General features: G+C 33.7%; 15 protein-coding genes and 1 rRNA gene (1 of these 16 cut by a window edge). 10 read left to right on the top strand and 6 right to left on the bottom strand.

Features of this window, described 5'->3' with window-relative positions; translation table 11 throughout:
• Positions 1 to 77 precede the first annotated feature (77 nt).
• Positions 78 to 431 carry an arsenate reductase family protein gene (locus tag CELLY_RS05355; protein ID WP_013620639.1) on the top strand — a complete coding sequence of 118 codons (354 nt, stop codon included), beginning with the start codon at positions 78 to 80 and terminating at the stop codon, positions 429 to 431.
• Positions 428 to 1,327 carry a DMT family transporter gene (locus tag CELLY_RS05350; protein ID WP_013620638.1) on the top strand — a complete coding sequence of 300 codons (900 nt, stop codon included), beginning with the start codon at positions 428 to 430 and terminating at the stop codon, positions 1,325 to 1,327. Before CELLY_RS05355 ends, CELLY_RS05350 begins: the two co-directional genes overlap by 4 nt.
• Here CELLY_RS05350 and CELLY_RS05345 read toward each other — a convergent pair.
• The gene (locus CELLY_RS05345) at positions 1,324 to 1,803 is read right to left on the bottom strand and encodes an acyl-CoA thioesterase (protein ID WP_013620637.1); all 480 of its coding nucleotides are present in this window, start codon (positions 1,801 to 1,803) and stop codon (positions 1,324 to 1,326) included. The two genes, CELLY_RS05350 and CELLY_RS05345, sit on opposite strands and share 4 nt — an antisense overlap.
• 132 nt (positions 1,804 to 1,935) lie before the next feature.
• Here CELLY_RS05345 and CELLY_RS05340 point away from each other — a divergent pair, with 132 nt between their 5' ends.
• The 4 genes from CELLY_RS05340 (at position 1,936) to CELLY_RS05325 (ending at position 5,607) form a co-directional block, all read left to right on the top strand.
• A complete protein-coding gene (locus tag CELLY_RS05340) occupies positions 1,936 to 2,910 on the top strand; it encodes an NAD(P)H-dependent flavin oxidoreductase (RefSeq protein WP_013620636.1) in 975 nt (324 codons plus the stop codon).
• A 4-nt stretch (positions 2,911 to 2,914) separates the two neighbouring features.
• A complete protein-coding gene (locus tag CELLY_RS05335; RefSeq protein ID WP_013620635.1) occupies positions 2,915 to 3,877 on the top strand; it encodes a YheT family hydrolase in 963 nt (320 codons plus the stop codon).
• Positions 3,878 to 3,918: 41 nt separating this feature from the next.
• Entirely contained in the window at positions 3,919 to 4,401 is a 483-nt protein-coding gene (locus CELLY_RS05330) for a c-type cytochrome (protein WP_013620634.1), read from the top strand.
• A gap of 165 nt (positions 4,402 to 4,566) precedes the next feature.
• Positions 4,567 to 5,607, top strand: a complete 1,041-nt coding sequence (locus CELLY_RS05325) for an aldo/keto reductase (protein ID WP_038507299.1) — start codon at positions 4,567 to 4,569, stop codon at positions 5,605 to 5,607.
• 70 nt (positions 5,608 to 5,677) lie between these two features.
• Here the strand turns inward: CELLY_RS05325 and radA are convergent, their stop codons facing one another.
• From radA to panC, 5 genes are all read right to left on the bottom strand, one after another.
• The gene (gene radA / locus CELLY_RS05320; RefSeq protein WP_013620632.1) at positions 5,678 to 7,039 is read right to left on the bottom strand and encodes a DNA repair protein RadA; all 1,362 of its coding nucleotides are present in this window, start codon (positions 7,037 to 7,039) and stop codon (positions 5,678 to 5,680) included.
• 89 nt (positions 7,040 to 7,128) lie between these two features.
• Positions 7,129 to 8,262, bottom strand: a complete 1,134-nt coding sequence (locus CELLY_RS05315) for an alpha/beta hydrolase (RefSeq protein WP_013620631.1) — start codon at positions 8,260 to 8,262, stop codon at positions 7,129 to 7,131.
• A 28-nt stretch (positions 8,263 to 8,290) separates the two neighbouring features.
• On the bottom strand, positions 8,291 to 9,256 hold the full coding sequence (locus CELLY_RS05310) for a lysylphosphatidylglycerol synthase transmembrane domain-containing protein (protein ID WP_013620630.1): 966 nt from the start codon (positions 9,254 to 9,256) through the stop codon (positions 8,291 to 8,293).
• A 5-nt stretch (positions 9,257 to 9,261) separates the two neighbouring features.
• Complete coding sequence (panD, locus tag CELLY_RS05305) at positions 9,262 to 9,612, bottom strand: aspartate 1-decarboxylase (protein ID WP_013620629.1); 351 nt, start codon at positions 9,610 to 9,612, stop codon at positions 9,262 to 9,264.
• Between the two features lie 13 nt (positions 9,613 to 9,625).
• Positions 9,626 to 10,471 (bottom strand): pantoate--beta-alanine ligase, encoded by an 846-nt coding sequence (gene panC, locus CELLY_RS05300; protein WP_013620628.1) that lies wholly within the window; start codon positions 10,469 to 10,471, stop codon positions 9,626 to 9,628.
• A gap of 105 nt (positions 10,472 to 10,576) precedes the next feature.
• On the opposite strand from panC, the gene CELLY_RS05295 reads away from it, so the two are divergent.
• The 4 genes from CELLY_RS05295 to CELLY_RS05280 form a co-directional block, all read left to right on the top strand.
• Positions 10,577 to 11,386: a glycogen/starch synthase gene (locus CELLY_RS05295; protein ID WP_013620627.1), complete on the top strand. Its 810-nt coding sequence runs from the start codon at positions 10,577 to 10,579 to the stop codon at positions 11,384 to 11,386.
• Positions 11,387 to 11,391: 5 nt separating this feature from the next.
• The gene (locus CELLY_RS05290) at positions 11,392 to 13,260 is read left to right on the top strand and encodes a DUF4270 domain-containing protein (RefSeq protein ID WP_013620626.1); all 1,869 of its coding nucleotides are present in this window, start codon (positions 11,392 to 11,394) and stop codon (positions 13,258 to 13,260) included.
• Between the two features lie 127 nt (positions 13,261 to 13,387).
• Positions 13,388 to 15,235: a glutamine--fructose-6-phosphate transaminase (isomerizing) gene (gene glmS, locus CELLY_RS05285; RefSeq protein ID WP_013620625.1), complete on the top strand. Its 1,848-nt coding sequence runs from the start codon at positions 13,388 to 13,390 to the stop codon at positions 15,233 to 15,235.
• Positions 15,236 to 16,006: 771 nt separating this feature from the next.
• Positions 16,007 to 17,169: ribosomal RNA gene (locus CELLY_RS05280) — 16S ribosomal RNA — on the top strand (it continues 357 nt past the right edge of the window).

Genomic DNA, 17,169 nt, shown 5'->3' with positions numbered 1-17,169 from the left:
AGTACAATTCAACCAAATTGGGTTTCTTTGTACTTAGTTTTTTGTTTCTAAATAATATTCTAAATCGTTTAATAAAAATGAAGAAAATATATCATTTAAGTACCTGTGATACTTGTAAAAGAATTTTAAAAGAATTACAACCTCTAGATGGTTTTGTACTGCAGGATATTAAAACCGAGGAAATAACTGAAGAACAGTTAAAAGAAATGTATGCTTTAACGGGTAGTTATGAGGCTTTATTTAGTAAAAGAGCAAGGTTGTATAAAGAAAAAGGTCTTGCGCAAAAAGAGCTGCAAGAAGAAGATTATAAAAACTTAATATTAGAACATTATACTTTTTTAAAACGACCAGTTATTATAGTAAATAATGCTGTTTTTGTTGGTAATAGTAAAAAAGTTGTAGCGGCAGCAAAAGAAAAAATACACAGTTGAGTAAAAGAACATTAGCCATATTAGCTTGTTTAGGGGCCACTACAATTTATGGATTAAACCATACCATTGCCAAGGGGGTTATGCCAACTTATATTAAACCTTTTGGATTTATTATGGTGCGCTTACTTGGTGCCTCTTTTTTGTTTTGGATGTGTTCTTTTTTTATTCCTAAGCAAAAAATAGAACGTAAAGATTGGGGACGACTTTTTGTTTGCGCCTTAACTGGTATGGGAATAAATATGCTTACTTTTTTTAAGGGACTGGAATTATCTACACCAATTAATAGTGCTGTTTTAATAACTATAGTCCCAATATTAGTAGTTGTAATGTCTGCTATTTTTATTAAGGAGAATGTTACAATGCAAAAAGGCCTGGGTATAGTGTTAGGACTTGTGGGTGCTTTGTTTTTAATTCTTTATGGAGCAGAGTTAAGGCAAGATGCGCCTAATATTCCGTTAGGTAATATTTTATTTGTGGTTAATGCTGTGAGCTTTGGAACTTATTTAATTTTAATAAAAAAACTGCTAGAAAAGTACCATATGTTTACACTGTTAAAGTGGCTTTTTACAATAGGTTTGGTATTGTGCTTTCCTGTAACAATAGCAGAGTTTAATCAAATACAATGGGGTACAATACCAGCAAGCGGTATTGGCTCCATTGTATTTGTTATAATTGGCACTACATTTTTAACTTATTTGTTTAATGTATTTGGGTTGTCTCAGTTAAAAGCATCTACGGTTAGTGCTTTTTCTTATGCGCAACCATTAATAGGTATATTGTTTGCTGTTGCTACAGGTAAAGATAGCTTAACACTGGTTAAAGTTGTAGGTACGCTTTTGGTTATTGTGGGCTTGTATTTAGCAACTAAAAAGCCAAGGCCAAAGCAACTAACCTAAATAACTAAATCTTTTGGTTGTTTAGCGTGCTTACGGGTGTCTTCTTTGGTAAGTGTTTTAAAATCTTTAGACTTTTCTACTTTAGAGAAAGCTGTTAAAAACTCTTCAGGCAAGCCGGTTAAACTTCTTGTTTGTAGATTTATCCATGCTCCTAAAATTTCGCAATGTGCAAAGTTTCTTCCTTTAGAGTCAAAAAAATTATGGTGAAATTTAAAAAATTTACCGTCTTCACTTAATCCCATTAATTCTAAAGATACTTTTACAGGTTTGCCAAAAAATGCTTCTTTAAAATAATAAATGTGTTCGTAAAAAACTACAGGTCCAATTTTATGGTCTGCCATAGTCTTTTGGTTAAAGCCTAGTTCCATTAAAAAGCCCATTCTAGTTTGGCTCATAAAATTAACGTAAGCAGAATTGGCTAAATGCCAGTTAGCATCAATATCACTCCATCTAATTTCAAACTCTTTTAAGTACATATTTTTTAGAATTAATTGTTATGCATGCATAATAAATGATAAAAATACTATAGTTTTGAGAAACTTAAACATATTACTTTATAAAAAGTAGTTAAATTTCTAAATTTATAGTATTAACTAAAAACCATATTCATGAGAACAGTAGCCCCATTTGTAAAAGATCTTTCTTTACCGGTTATAGCCGCACCAATGTTTTTAATTTCAGGACCAAAGTTGGTTATAGAATGTTGTAAAAACGGAATAGTAGGTACTTTTCCTGCTTTAAACCAAAGAACAAGTGAGGGTTTTGAAGAATGGTTAATTCAAATTAAAGAAGAGTTAAAAGCTTTTGAAGAAGAAACAGGTAAAAAAGCTGCTCCGTTTGGGGTTAATTTAATTGTACACCAAACTAACCCAAGGCTAGAGGCAGATCTTATGTTATGTATAAAACATAAAGTGCCATTAATTATTACATCATTAGGTGCTGTGTCACAGGTTGTAGATGCAGTACATAGTTATGGAGGTCTTGTTTTTCATGATGTTATTAAAAAGCGTCACGCAGAAAAAGCTGCAGAAGCTGGGGTAGATGGTTTAATAGTTGTTGCTGCTGGTGCAGGTGGTCATGCAGGTACATTAAATCCTATGCCTTTGGTTGCAGAGATTAAAAAGTTCTTTACTAAAACGGTTATATTATCTGGTTGTATTAGTACAGGAAGAGATATAGCTTCTGCAAGGCAAATGGGTGCAGATGTTGCTTATATGGGGACTCGTTTTATAAATACTGTAGAAAGTAAGGCCACAGAAGATTATAAGAAAATGATAATTGATGCTGGCGCTAGTGATGTTGTTTATACAGCATCTATATCTGGTGTACATGCCAACTTTTTAGGTGCAAGTTTAAAAGCCGCTGGTATTACAGAAGAAGATTTAAAAAAGGATACTAAAATAGATTTTGGTAAAGAGATGGATACCGAAGCTAAAGCATGGAAAACAATTTGGTCTGCTGGGCAAGGTGTAACTAACATTAGCAATGCTGTTCCTGTAACCGAATTGGTTGCTACCTTAAAAACTGAATTTGTAGAGGCTATTGAAGAGCAAAAGAAATTATTAGAAGTATACCCTAAATAATATAATGCCAATATTACAACCAGCTTACAATCCTCCTCTGCTTTTTAAAAGTGGGCATTTTTCAACATTATACACAGGCTTGTTTAGGTCTGTAAAAATGCCAATGCAAAAAAGAGAACGCATACAATTATATGATGGTGATTTTTTAGATTTAGATTGGAGTTTTACATCTACAAAAACGGCTAAAGTTGCTATAGTTGTACACGGTTTAGAGGGTAACGCACAAAGACCATACATTTTAGGAGCAACAAGAGAGCTTTTGCTATGTAATTATAATGTGTGTGCGGTAAATTTAAGAGGTTGTAGTGGAGAAACTAATGTGTTATTTAGGTCTTACCACTCTGGCGCTACAGAAGATTTAGGTGCCGTTGTGCAGCATATTTTAGGTTTAAAAACATATTCTAAAATAGTATTGCAAGGTTTTAGTTTAGGAGGTAATTTAATTTTAAAATATTTAGGAGAGAATAGACAAAGACCACCAGAAATTAAAGCTGGCATAGGTGTTTCTGTTCCCTGTAGCTTGGCTAGTTCTTTAGAAGAATTGCTAAAGCCAAAAAATATGCTGTATGCTGCTAATTTTAAAAAACGTTTGCTTGAAAAGTTGCGAATAAAACATGAGCAATATCCAGATAAAATTGATGCATCAGAAATAAATAGAATTAAAACTTTAAAAGATTTTGATGATGTATACACTAGTAAAGCAAATGGTTTTTTAAATGCTTTAGATTATTATACTAAGGCAAGTTGCTTGCAGTTTTTGTCAGAAATAGATGTGCCTACAATAATTTTAAATGCAAAAAATGATTCTTTTTTAGGGGAAGCTTGTTACCCTATTAAAGAAGCAGAGCAAAATAGCAATTTGTATTTAGAAATGCCGTTGTACGGAGGACATGTAGGGTTCTATGGCGACAATAATGTTACGTATGCAGAAAAAAGGGCAGTTAAATTTTTAGAAGAGCAGGTTTAAATAAGAGTATTGCTTATATTAGTGCTTTAAAACTTAAACACATGAAAAAATTACTTTTAATCTTAGTTGCAGGCGTATTTATGGCGAGTTGTGGCGACAAAAAAGAGGATAAAAAATCCGATGGTTTTGAAATGAACAGAACCAAAAAAGAAGATAAATCAGCAGCAAAACAAGAGGGTGTTCCTGTAGATATGGACAACAAAGGTGTTGGCCCTATAAAATCTTTAGACTTAGGTGCAGAAATAGATAAAGAAATGGCAGCAACAGGGGAGTCTATTTTTAGCTCTAAATGTGTGGCATGCCACGCAACAGATATGCGTTTAATTGGTCCTGCTGTAAAAGGTGTTTTGGATAGAAGAAGCCCAGAATGGGTTATGAATATGATTTTAAATCCTGATGGGATGTTAAAAGAAGATCCAATAGCTAAAGCGTTATTTAAAGAGTATAATAATGCTTTAATGACCAACCAAGGATTAACAGAAGATGAAGCAAGAGCTATAACTGAGTATTTCAGGACGTTATAAAAAAATCTTACTTAACTTTTTAAAAGCAGCGTTTGTCTTAACTTAGATAAACGCTGTTTTTTTATTGTAAAATCTAAGATAAATGCCAATATATATGTTTGATTAGAGTATTTATTTCCATAGCTTTGGTTAAGAACATGAAGAATTTTTACCATATTAATGACTATGAAATACACAAAATTACCACATACTAATTTGGAGGTAAGTGAAATCTGCTTAGGCACAATGACTTGGGGCAGACAAAATAATATTGATGAGGCATTTGAACAAATGAATTATGCTTTAGAACAAGGAGTTAATTTTTTTGATACTGCAGAATTGTACCCTGTACCGGCAAAGGCAGAGTTGTATGCAGAGACAGAGAAAATTATTGGTAAGTGGTTTAAAGAAACTGGTAACAGAGACAAAGTAGTATTAGCTTCTAAAATTGCAGGTAAAGCAGATTTTACCAAGCATATAAGAACAACTGGTTTCCAAAAAGAAGGGTTAATTTCTGCAGTAGAAAACAGTTTAAAACGCTTACAAACAGATGTTATAGATTTGTATCAATTGCATTGGCCAGAACGGCAAACAAATTACTTTGGGCAAAGAGGTTATGAGCATAAAATAAATGACTTTTGGGAAGATAATATTCACCAAGTATTAGATACTTTAGGCGATTTAGTAAATGACGGAAAAATTAAGCATATTGGTTTGTCTAATGAAACCCCTTGGGGAACTATGCGTTTTTTAGAGGAAAGTAAAGTGCACAGAAGATTGCCGCGCATGTCTACTATACAAAACCCTTATAGTTTGCTTAATAGAACTTTTGAAGTTGGTTTAGCAGAAATATCAATGAGGGAAGATGTTGCTTTAATACCGTATTCTCCATTAGGTTTTGGTGTGTTAAGTGGTAAATACCTTGGAGGTTTGCAACCGGCAAATGCAAGGGTAACTCTTTTTCCTAATTACAACAGATATAGTGGAGAAAATGCACAGAAGGCAACACAAATGTATTGTGATTTAGCCCGTGAGCACAGCTTGTCTTTACCGCAAATGGCATTGGCATACGTAAACTCTAGACCGTTTGTAAAAAGTACAATTATAGGAGCTACAAATTTAAAGCAACTAGAGGAAAATATTGGAAGCGTAAATGTAAAATTAACAGATGAGGTTTTAGAAGGTATAGAGGCTATACATAAGCAAATACCCAACCCAGCTCCTTAATATTTAATAGACAAGTAAAATAGAAAAGAGGCTGTACATATTGTGCAGCCTCTTTTTTGTTTGCAGTTGTTTAATTAAACAAACTTCTTACTACATCTTCAATTTTTGAGACCAAGTGTACTTTTATAACTGTATTTTTTAAGGTGATTTTATTGTTTTTGGATACAAATATGGCTGTAAATCCAAGTTTTTCTGCCTCGGATATACGTTGGTCTACGCGTTGTATGGGCCTAATTTCTCCTGCTAAACCAACTTCAGCGGCAAAACATACACCTTTAGGAATTGCAATGTCTGAGTTGCTAGACAAAATTGCTGCAATTACAGCTAGGTCAATAGCAGGGTCATCTACAGAAATACCTCCAGTTATATTTAAGAAGACATCTTTTGCACCAAGCATAAAACCAGCACGTTTTTCTAAAACGGCTAATAACATGTTAAGTCTTTTTGCATTAAAACCTGTTGTAGACCTTTGTGGTGTTCCGTACACAGCAGTACTAACAAGGGCTTGTATTTCTATCATTAAAGGGCGCATACCTTCTATAGAGGCAGAAATAGCTGTTCCGCTTAGGCCTTCGTCATTTTTAGAAATTAAAATCTCTGAAGGATTGTTTACTTCGCGTAAACCGCTACCCAACATCTCATAAATTCCTAATTCTGCTGTAGAGCCAAACCTGTTTTTTAATGCACGTAAAATTCTGTATACATAATTTCGGTCCCCCTCAAATTGTAAAACAGTATCTACCATGTGTTCTAAAATTTTTGGTCCGGCTATAGTGCCATCTTTTGTAATATGACCAATTAAAATAACGGGAGTATTTGTTTCTTTTGCAAACTTTATAAGTTCTGCAGTACATTCTCTAATCTGTGATATGCTACCTGCGGCAGACTCTATGTAGTCTGAGTGGAGTGTTTGTATAGAATCTATAACTAAAATATCTGGTTCTATAGCTTCAACCTGTTTAAAAATATTTTGTGTTTTGGTTTCTGTAAGTATAAAACACGTATCATTATTTGTGGTAATACGGTCTGCCCTCATTTTTATTTGTTTCTGACTTTCTTCTCCAGATACATATAATGTTTTATAAGGTAATTTAAGTGAAATTTGTAGTAATAGTGTACTTTTTCCTATTCCGGGCTCTCCCCCCAAAAGTGTTAATGAGCCAGGAACCAAGCCGCCACCTAAAACCCTGTTAAACTCAAGGTCATAGGTATTTAGGCGTAATTCTTTTTCTGTACTAATTTCTTTAACACGTAAAGGTTTAGTTGCAACTTTAGGGGTGTTACTAGGTGTTTTCCAACTGCTTTTTTCTTCTTTTTGTATAACTTCTTCAACAATAGTGTTCCACTCTTTACAAGCGCCACATTGTCCCGCCCATTTAGCATATTGTGTGCCACAATTTTGACAAAAAAAAGCTGTTTTTGTTTTAGCCATTACCTAATTTATTGGTTTTAGCCAAAGGTACTATAAAGTTTATAATTTTATTTTTTAAGTTTAAAAATAGTGCTTTTGTGCGCTTGTTTTTAGTAGCCAAAATCGGCTTTTAAAGCATCAATTTTTTCTAAAGCCATATCTTTGGTTAAAAAGTCTATTTCATCCATTCCAAAGGCTTTTTCAAAAGTACGTAGTGCTTTTTTTGGTTCTCCAATCTCTTCAAAGTACTCTCCTTCAAAATAAAAACCTAGCATAGTATCTGGAAATTCTTTTTTACACAAATCAGATAATTCTTTTAAAGATTCTGGGTCCTCTTTCTTTTTACTTGCAGAATAAATAGCCATAACATCATTAAGATCTACTCTTTTTGTAAAACCAAATGTTTCTTTAATAATGTTGTATTTGGTTTCTAAATATGCATAAGCAGGCTCTTCTGATGTTAAAATTTTAGTTTTATATTCTTTAGGGCTAATTGGTTTAAATATTTCAAAAATATCATCAAAAGCTTTTCCTAAACCATATGTAGCTATAGAGGTGTGGTCTGTATCGTACACATCAAAATAATATTTAAAAGTTTCCTTTTCTATAGTTTTTAAAGATGTGTTAAGTTCTGCTAGCTCTTTAGCGTTTCTATTTTTTTCTACAATTAAATGATAAAAAATTTGTTTGTCTATTACTCCAATTCTATTGGCAACTCTAGATTCCATTTCTGGTGCTAAAGTTGGTGATATACTTATGTATGAGCTAAAAAGTGGATTTTCTTTAAATAGATAAAAGTTTTCAAAGTTAGCTGTAATGTCATAGCCTACAATCATTTTAAAAGGTGAAATGTTATAGGTGCTTTCTATATTGGGAACAACTTCCATCCCTAAAAATTCAAAAAAAGCTTTTCCTTCTTCAGTAGGTAAGCCATTGTCTTCGCTAAAAGAACAATCTTTAAAACGTGCTTGCTGTGCTTGTTGATGAATACCTACCACTATTGCAGGTGGCATACCATGAAATCTGCTGTAAAATTTAGCTTTGGCTACAACGTCATCAAATAAATACTCTGCGTCTAAAACAACAATTAGTGTATGTTGGTCTTCTTCATTGTATTCTTCAGGAATGTAATAACTAATGTCTCTTTTTTGTTGAAGCTTAAAAGATTCAAAAATTTCTGTTTTTACTTGTGCAAATGCGTTTAACCCTATAAATAGGGCAAAGGTTAAGGTAATTTTTTTCATTTTTGGGTTTGTTCTTTAGTCTAAAAAACTATTTGGTTCTTTTTAATAACGGCAATAGTAGAAAAGATATTGCCCCAAAAACAACAACTAATAAAGTTTGTGAAATCCACATAATCCAACCAAAAGCATCACCAGAAACACTGCTAATGCCAAATATAGCTAAAGCGCTGCTTACTACAATTGGGTAAAGCCCTATGCCACCATTAGTTGCGGTCATAGCAAAGGCTCCAAAAATAAAAGCAACTAAAAGCTGACTAACAGATAGGTCTATGGTTTCTGGTACTGTAAATTTTATAACCCAAAACATACCAATGTAAACACTCCATATAAATAGTGTGTGAAAAATAAAAGGCCATTTATTTTTCATTTTAAAAATACTGGTAACACCTTGTAGAAGACCAGTTACAAAGTCTTTAATTTTTACTAAAAACGGATGTGTAGATTTTTTTATAAAATAAAAGAAAGCAAGAGCGCCAATGGTGGCAACACCAAGCAGTACAAGTATTTTTGTGATATTAAAACCTTTAGATTTAAAAAAGTCAATAATAATATCGGTCTGTAAAAAAAAAGTAATAACAATAATTAAAAGTAACATAATAAGGTCTATAACCCGCTCTGTTACAATAGTTCCAAAACCTTTTTCAAAAGGAACATCCTCATACGTTGTTAATGCCGTTGCGCGTAATATTTCTCCGGATCTAGGAATGCCTAAATTGGCAAAGTATGAGGTTAGTATAATAAGTATGTTATTAATTATTTTAGGTTTGTAGCCAAGTGGCTCTAAAAGATAGTTCCATCTAATAGCTCTAGAAACGTGGCTTAAAACACCCATTAATAATGAGATGCTAACCCAAAATAAATCGGCCTCCTTTATGTAATAAATTATTTGTTTTCTGTCTTCTTCTGAAGTAGAATTGTATGAATACCATACTAAAAACAGCCCAAAAGCAATTGGTAAAACTGTTTTTAATGTTTTTTTTAAGGAGGCGGTCAAGTATGTTAGTTTAATAAATTATTTTCTTCATTAGGGAATACTAAAGAAGGGTTAAATTTTTTAGCCTCTTCAATATCCATACGTGCATAGGTAATTAAAATAAGTATATCGCCAGCGGCAACTTTACGTGCAGCAGCTCCATTAAGTGTAATTTCTCCACTTTTTCTAGGTCCTGGTATTGCGTACGTTTCTAATCGTTCTCCATTATTGTTGTTAACAATTTGCACTTTTTCTCCTCTAATAATATTAGCGGCATCCATTAAATCTTCATCAATAGTAATGCTACCAATATAGTTTAAGTCTGCACCGGTAACTTTTACACGGTGAATTTTAGATTTTACTACTTCTATCTGCATAATACAAAGGTAATTAATTTAAAGCTATATTGTCTATAAGTCTTATGTCATTAGCATAAACGGCAATAAAGGCTCTATATTTTTTATTTTTAGATTTTCTTTTTATTGTTTGTAAATTATCTGCATTAGTAATGGTAAAATATTCTAAGTCTAGTAGTTTATTTTTATCAAATTGTGCAGTAACCCACTTACTTACTTCTAAAGCACTTTTTGTGCCAAATTTTATTTTAGCTTCTTTTAATGTCTTGTAAATAAAGGCAGCTTCATTACGTAATTCTGCAGAAAGGCGTGCGTTTCTAGAGCTCATTGCTAGTCCGCTTTCTTCTCTTACTATAGGGCAACCAATTATGTTTACTGGTATTTTTTTAATGTCAACTAGTTTTTTTATAATTTGTAGTTGTTGGTAATCTTTTTCTCCAAAATAGGCATTGTCTGGTTTGCCAATATTTAATAATTTTTCAACAATTGTACCTACTCCGTCAAAATGACCGTCTCTAAACTCTCCTTCCATAACTTTTTCTAGTCCGCCAAAGTTATAGCTGTCAGATTTTATGTTACTGTTGTAGATTTCGGAAGCAGAAGGTGCAAAAACAATAATTTTGTCTGAAGCTTCTTTTAAAAGAGTAATATCTTCTTGTAAAGTTTGAGGGTATTTTTCTAAATCCTCAGCGTTATTAAATTGCGTTGGATTCACAAAAATGCTCACAATTACGTAATTATTCTCGTTTAAAGCCTTTTTAACTAAAGAAATGTGTCCGCTGTGTAAAGCACCCATTGTTGGCACCATACCCACAGTTTCTTCTTTAGATACGGTAGAAAAATGATTTTTTAACTCTTCTATTTTATGAAAAATATGCATAAATTTAATTTAAAACGACAGCAAACTTACTATAATTACCGTTAATCTCTATAATTTTTGTAATTTTGCATCCTACGCTTTTTTGATAAATAAAAATCAGCTTCTATGAATGGTAAAAAGATATTGTTTGTATCTTCAGAATTAATGCCCTATCTCCCAGAGAATCAAGTTTCCCAAATGTCTTATGAAACACCACGTATGGTGAACAGTAAAGGCGGGCAAATAAGAATATTTATGCCACGTTATGGCAATATTAATGAAAGAAGGCATCAGTTGCACGAAGTAATTCGTTTGTCTGGTATGAATTTGGTAATTAACGATATGGATATGCCGTTAATTATAAAAGTGGCTTCAATCCCTAAAGAACGTATTCAAGTTTATTTTATAGACAATGAAGAATACTTTAAAAGAAAAGCAACTTTTACAGATGAAAACGGAACTTTGTTTCCAGATAATGATGAAAGAGCTATCTTTTTTGCAAAAGGTGTTGTAGAAACAGTTAAAAAATTAAATTGGTCTCCAGATATTATTCACGTGCATGGTTGGATGGCCTCTTTGGTACCTTTGTACTTAAAAGAATTTTATGCAGATGAGCCATTGTTTGCAGAAAGTAAAATTGTAACATCTGTTTACAATAAAGGTTTTGATGAGGAATTAGACAAAGACATTGTTAAAAAAATTGGCTTTGATCAGATTGCTGAAGATAAAGTTGGGGTTTTAGCAGCGCCTAACTATAATAATTTGTTAAAAGTAGCTGTAGATTATTCAGATGCTGTTATTTTAGCCTCAGAGGAAGTGCCAGAAGAACTTACAGAGTATGTTACTGGTCTTGAAAAACCTGTGTTGTCATACGTGCCTCTTCAGGAATTTGAAGAAGCGTATACCAACTTTTACAACAATGAAGTTTTAAAATAAGTTACATGAATTTTTACAAGAAATTTGTTTATTCTGCATTTGCAGGGTTGTTTGTGGTGTCTGCATTTGTATCGTGTGAAGACGAGTTAGATACAATTGGAGGAGAAGTAATCTCTGGTGAACCTTTTACAGCTAAAAAAGCTGTGTATGATGTGTTTGCGTATAATAAAAAGGTGAAAGCTGTACAGACAAATGGCTTACCAATTTATCAGTTAGGTACTTATAATGATCCTGTTTACGGAAAAACAACTGCTTATGTAAATTCACAACTAAGACTTGCTGGAGGAGTTGGCAATCCTATTTTTGGACTTTATAGCCAGTCTAGTGAAGATGAGTCAGATACAGATGATAGTGTAACAACAATTGAGGAAAATGAAACAGTAACTGGTGTTACTTTATTCATTCCTTTTTTAACAAAGTCAGATTCATTAAGAGATACAGATGGTGATGGTGTTGATAATGAGTTTGATGATGAGCCAGAAGATCCTTCTAATGATACAGATGGTGATGGACTTACTAATGCAGAGGAAGTTGCTTTAGGTACAAACCCTCAAGATGCAGATACAGATAAAGATGGCATTAATGATGGTGATGAAGAGGATATAATTGAAGGGGCTTACGCAAGACAGTATGAGGTAGATAGTATTTACGGTAACGTAAGTGTTCCTTTTAACTTTAAGGTAGAGCGCTCTACGTACTTTCTTAGAGATGTTGATCCAACTCAGAACTTTGAGGAAAGACAGATTTATTATTCGGATTTTGAGTTTTCTCCAACCTTTATTGGTGAAACACTTTATGACGGAGAAGCAAATTTTACAGATACTGAAACGGTAATTTATTATGAAATAGATGATCCTGATACAGATGAGGATGAAAAAGGAACTGTAAAAAGAAGACTAGCTCCAGGTATAGTTGTGGATTTAGAAGATGTTATGCCGTTTTTTCAAGAAAATATCTTAGATAAAGAAGGCCAAACAGAACTGTTGAGTCAAACTAACTTTCAAGAGTTTATTAGGGGTTTGTATTTTACGGCTTCTGGTGGAGATGGTGATCTTATGATGCTTTTAAATTTTACTGCGGCTAAAATATATGTAGATTATGTTTATGATAAAGTAGATACTAATGATACCGCAGATGATACTTCTGATGATACTATTGTTGAAGAAGAATCTGTTTATATATTAGATATTAATGCGGCTTCAGGAAACACTGTTAATTCGTTTGTAAATGATGAGTATCCAGTAGATATTGCTAATAAAATGGATACAGGAGAAAATGCAGATCGTATATACTTAAAAGGCGGCGCTGGTTCTTTTGCAGAACTTAAATTGTTTGATGAAGAAAATGGTAGAGATGCTATAACTGAAATTAAAAATAATAATTGGATTATCAATGAGGCAAATCTTGTGTTTTATATAGATAGGGAAACTTTAGATGCGGCAGGTGTTACAGGAGATGCTGTAGCAGAACCGCCAAGGTTATATCTGTATAATGCAGAAGATAATACATCAATTTATACGTATCCATTAAGTGGTACAGATGTAGAAAACGGACCATTAAGTCTTCAGACGTTAACTGGTTATGATGGTATTATTGAGACTTCTAGTGATGGCAAAGGAGTTAAGTATACTATTAGAATAACAGAATATATTAATAATCTTGTTGTTCGTGATGCAGAGAATATTACATTGGGGTTGTCTTTAACCTCAGATATAAGATTTAGTGCTAACGCACAGGCAATGTTAGAAGATGGTGAAGGAGAAATCCCATTACTATCTGTTGTTAGTCCTCTAGGAACTGTTCTTTATGGTAGTAATATAGACGATGAGGATAAAAAGCTTAAACTAGAAGTTTTTTATACAGAGACTAATTAAAAACTCTGTCTACTTATACCTTTTGTAGTATTTTTAGGTTATTATAACTGTTAAGTGCTTTTTATTTTTGCATTTATATTTAGATTTGCCATAAACATTAACTATAATAATTAATAACTAATACATTATGTGTGGAATTGTAGGGTATATAGGTCACAGAGAGGCTTATCCCATTATTATAAAAGGATTAGAACGTTTAGAGTATAGAGGATATGATAGTGCAGGAGTTGCATTATTTGATGGAGATAAAATAAATTTAGCTAAAACTAAAGGTAAAGTATCTGATTTAAAAAAGAAGTCAGAGGATACAATATCTACTAAAGGTTCAATCGGTATTGGTCACACTAGGTGGGCAACTCACGGTGTTCCTAATGATGTTAACTCGCATCCACATTATTCTAATTCTGGTGAGTTGGTAATTATTCACAACGGAATTATAGAAAACTACGAGTCTATAAAAACAGAATTAATCAAAAGAGGGTATACTTTTGAATCAGATACTGATACAGAGGTTTTAATCAATCTTATAGAGGAAGTTCAGAAAAAAGAAAATGTAAAGTTAGGTAAAGCAGTTCAGTTAGCCTTAAATGAGGTTGTTGGTGCTTACGCTATAGCTGTTTTTGATATTAAAAAACCAGATGAAATTGTAGTGGCTAAATTAGGTAGTCCGCTAGCAATTGGTATGGGAGATAATGAATTCTTTGTGGCTTCAGATGCATCTCCTTTTATTGAGTTTACAAATAATGCTGTTTATCTAGAAGATGAAGAAATGGCTATTATTAGACTTGGTAAAGAAATTAAGTTAAGAAAAATTAAGAATGATGCTGTTGCATATCCAAATATTTTGGAATTGCAAATGAATTTAGAGGAGATAGAAAAAGGTGGTTATGATCACTTTATGTTAAAGGAGATTTATGAACAGCCAAGAGCTATTTTAGATACTTACAGAGGTAGATTGTTAGCAGATCAAAAGCTAATAAAAATGGCAGGAATAGATGAGCATTTAGATAAGTTTGTAAATGCAAATCGTATAATTATTGTTGCTTGTGGTACATCATGGCATGCAGGTTTGGTAGCGGAGTATATTTTTGAAGATTTAGCACGTATTCCTGTAGAGGTTGAATATGCGTCTGAGTTTAGGTATAGAAATCCGGTTATTACAGATAAAGATGTTTTAATAGCAATTTCCCAGTCTGGTGAAACTGCAGATACTTTGGCTGCTATTAAGTTGGCTAAAGAAAACGGAGCATTTGTATTTGGTGTTTGTAATGTAGTTGGTTCTTCTATTGCAAGAGAAACTAATGCTGGTGCTTATACTCATGCAGGCCCAGAAATTGGAGTTGCTTCAACAAAAGCGTTTACTACTCAAATAACAGTTTTAAGTTTAATTGCTTTAAAATTGGCTCAAGAAAAAGGAAGCTTAACAGATGAGCAATTTACAAGTTTCTTAACTGAGTTAGAGTATATTCCAACTAAAGTAGAAGTTGCTCTACAATCTAATGATGCAATAGAGAAAATAGCGGAGGTGTATAAAGATTCTCCTAACTGTTTATATTTGGGTAGAGGTTATAATTTCCCTGTTGCTTTAGAGGGAGCTTTAAAGTTAAAAGAAATTAGTTATATCCATGCAGAGGGGTATCCGGCTGCTGAGATGAAACACGGACCTATTGCTTTAATTGATGAATCTATGCCAGTAATTGTAATTGCAACTAATAAGGGGCATTATGAAAAAGTGGTGAGTAATATTCAAGAAATTAAATCAAGAAAGGGTAAAATCATTGCAGTTGTTACTGAAGGAGATGTTCAAGTTAAGGAATTGGCAGACCATGTAATTGAGGTTCCAGAAACTTTAGAGGCTCTTACGCCGTTATTAACAACTATTCCTTTACAGTTGTTATCGTATCATATCGCATTAATGAGAGGTTGTAATGTAGATCAGCCTCGTAATTTAGCAAAGTCTGTTACAGTAGAGTAATCTAAAATTATAATTTATATAAAAGCTTAGGGTGTAAACTCTAAGCTTTTTTTGTTTTGGATACAGGCTTTGTGGTTTTTAGGAGAAATTAATTCTGATTTATGTTAATGTAAACGTAAATTCTTTAACCTTACAATCGCCTTTGTGGCGGTAAAGTAATATTGTTTTAGGCTAGTTTTTAATAATAAGCTTAGGCTTGGTAAAAAATAGGTTAAAAGTGTGTTGTTTTAAGTGTCTGAAAAATAGGGCTCTAAAGCATAAAATAAAAATACTTTAAAAAAAGAATCAAAAAAGCCTTGTGGTGTTTAAAAATGGGAGTATATTTGCAGCCGCTAACGGAGAAACAAGCAGTTGTAAAGTTAGCAAAGTTCATTGATTCAGTTGTAAAATTAGTATAATATAAAGGTTGAAAAATAAGTAACTAAAAGCTTGTTTTGTAGCAATTAAAAATACTATTTTTGCATTCCCAATTTGCTAGGGTTGTTAAAGCGAAACTAATAGTAAAATAAATTAAATTTTTATTTTGTCAGTTTAAAAAAACGTTTTACATTTGCAACCGCTTTCAGAGAGGGTAAAGTGATAAGAAATTTTGGAATGATTTGTTATTAAAAATCAACTAGTTCGAGTCTAGTATTTCTACAAGAATTAAAAGTTCATTTGACATATTGAAGAGACAGCAAAATAATGCTACTTGTAGTATTATTGGATTAAAAAAAAGAGAATGAGTTTAGTTTAGGACGATTTTAGGTTGTTAAGAATATTTACAAAACAACGATGAAGAGTTTGATCCTGGCTCAGGATGAACGCTAGCGGCAGGCTTAACACATGCAAGTCGAGGGGTAGCAGAGGAGCTTGCTCTTGCTGACGACCGGCGCACGGGTGCGTAACGCGTATACAATCTGCCTTACACTAAGGGATAGCCCAGAGAAATTTGGATTAACACCTTATAGTTTATTTTTATGGCATCATTTAAATAATAAAGTTTACGGTGTAAGATGAGTATGCGTCCCATTAGTTTGTTGGTAAGGTAACGGCTTACCAAGACTACGATGGGTAGGGGCCCTGAGAGGGGGATCCCCCACACTGGTACTGAGACACGGACCAGACTCCTACGGGAGGCAGCAGTGAGGAATATTGGACAATGGAGGAGACTCTGATCCAGCCATGCCGCGTGCAGGAAGACGGTCCTATGGATTGTAAACTGCTTTTATACAGGAAGAATAAGGACTACGTGTAGTCTGGTGACGGTACTGTAAGAATAAGGACCGGCTAACTCCGTGCCAGCAGCCGCGGTAATACGGAGGGTTCGAGCGTTATCCGGAATTATTGGGTTTAAAGGGTCCGTAGGCGGGCTGTTAAGTCAGGGGTGAAAGTTTGCAGCTCAACTGTAGAATTGCCTTTGATACTGATGGTCTTGAATTATTGTGAAGTGGTTAGAATATGTAGTGTAGCGGTGAAATGCATAGATATTACATAGAATACCGATTGCGAAGGCAGATCACTAACAATTGATTGACGCTGATGGACGAAAGCGTGGGTAGCGAACAGGATTAGATACCCTGGTAGTCCACGCCGTAAACGATGGATACTAGCTGTTTGGATTTCGATCTGAGCGGCCAAGCGAAAGTGATAAGTATCCCACCTGGGGAGTACGTTCGCAAGAATGAAACTCAAAGGAATTGACGGGGGCCCGCACAAGCGGTGGAGCATGTGGTTTAATTCGATGATACGCGAGGAACCTTACCAGGGCTTAAATGTAGATTGACAGGTTTAGAGATGGACTTTCCTTCGGGCAATTTACAAGGTGCTGCATGGTTGTCGTCAGCTCGTGCCGTGAGGTGTCAGGTTAAGTCCTATAACGAGCGCAACCCCTGTTGTTAGTTACCAGCACATTATGGTGGGGACTCTAGCAAGACTGCCGGTGCAAACCGTGA

Source organism: Cellulophaga lytica DSM 7489 (genome assembly GCF_000190595.1).
Taxonomy (GTDB): Bacteria; Bacteroidota; Bacteroidia; order Flavobacteriales; family Flavobacteriaceae; genus Cellulophaga; species Cellulophaga lytica.
This window is presented reverse-complemented; position numbering and strand designations above follow the sequence as displayed.

Excerpts from the sequence above, each read along its gene's own strand:
- glmS (WP_013620625.1), top strand. The coding sequence starts at position 13,388 with ATGTGTGGAATTGTAGGGTATATAGGTCACAGAGAGGCTTATCCCATT.
- CELLY_RS05330 (WP_013620634.1), top strand. The coding sequence starts at position 3,919 with ATGAAAAAATTACTTTTAATCTTAGTTGCAGGCGTATTTATGGCGAGT.
- radA (WP_013620632.1), bottom strand. The coding sequence starts at position 7,039 with ATGGCTAAAACAAAAACAGCTTTTTTTTGTCAAAATTGTGGCACACAA.
- CELLY_RS05335 (WP_013620635.1), top strand. The coding sequence starts at position 2,915 with ATGCCAATATTACAACCAGCTTACAATCCTCCTCTGCTTTTTAAAAGT.
- CELLY_RS05355 (WP_013620639.1), top strand. The coding sequence starts at position 78 with ATGAAGAAAATATATCATTTAAGTACCTGTGATACTTGTAAAAGAATT.
- CELLY_RS05345 (WP_013620637.1), bottom strand. The coding sequence starts at position 1,803 with ATGTACTTAAAAGAGTTTGAAATTAGATGGAGTGATATTGATGCTAAC.
- CELLY_RS05295 (WP_013620627.1), top strand. The coding sequence starts at position 10,577 with ATGAATGGTAAAAAGATATTGTTTGTATCTTCAGAATTAATGCCCTAT.
- CELLY_RS05290 (WP_013620626.1), top strand. The coding sequence starts at position 11,392 with ATGAATTTTTACAAGAAATTTGTTTATTCTGCATTTGCAGGGTTGTTT.
- CELLY_RS05325 (WP_038507299.1), top strand. The coding sequence starts at position 4,567 with ATGAAATACACAAAATTACCACATACTAATTTGGAGGTAAGTGAAATC.
- CELLY_RS05315 (WP_013620631.1), bottom strand. The coding sequence starts at position 8,262 with ATGAAAAAAATTACCTTAACCTTTGCCCTATTTATAGGGTTAAACGCA.
- CELLY_RS05340 (WP_013620636.1), top strand. The coding sequence starts at position 1,936 with ATGAGAACAGTAGCCCCATTTGTAAAAGATCTTTCTTTACCGGTTATA.
- panC (WP_013620628.1), bottom strand. The coding sequence starts at position 10,471 with ATGCATATTTTTCATAAAATAGAAGAGTTAAAAAATCATTTTTCTACC.
- panD (WP_013620629.1), bottom strand. The coding sequence starts at position 9,612 with ATGCAGATAGAAGTAGTAAAATCTAAAATTCACCGTGTAAAAGTTACC.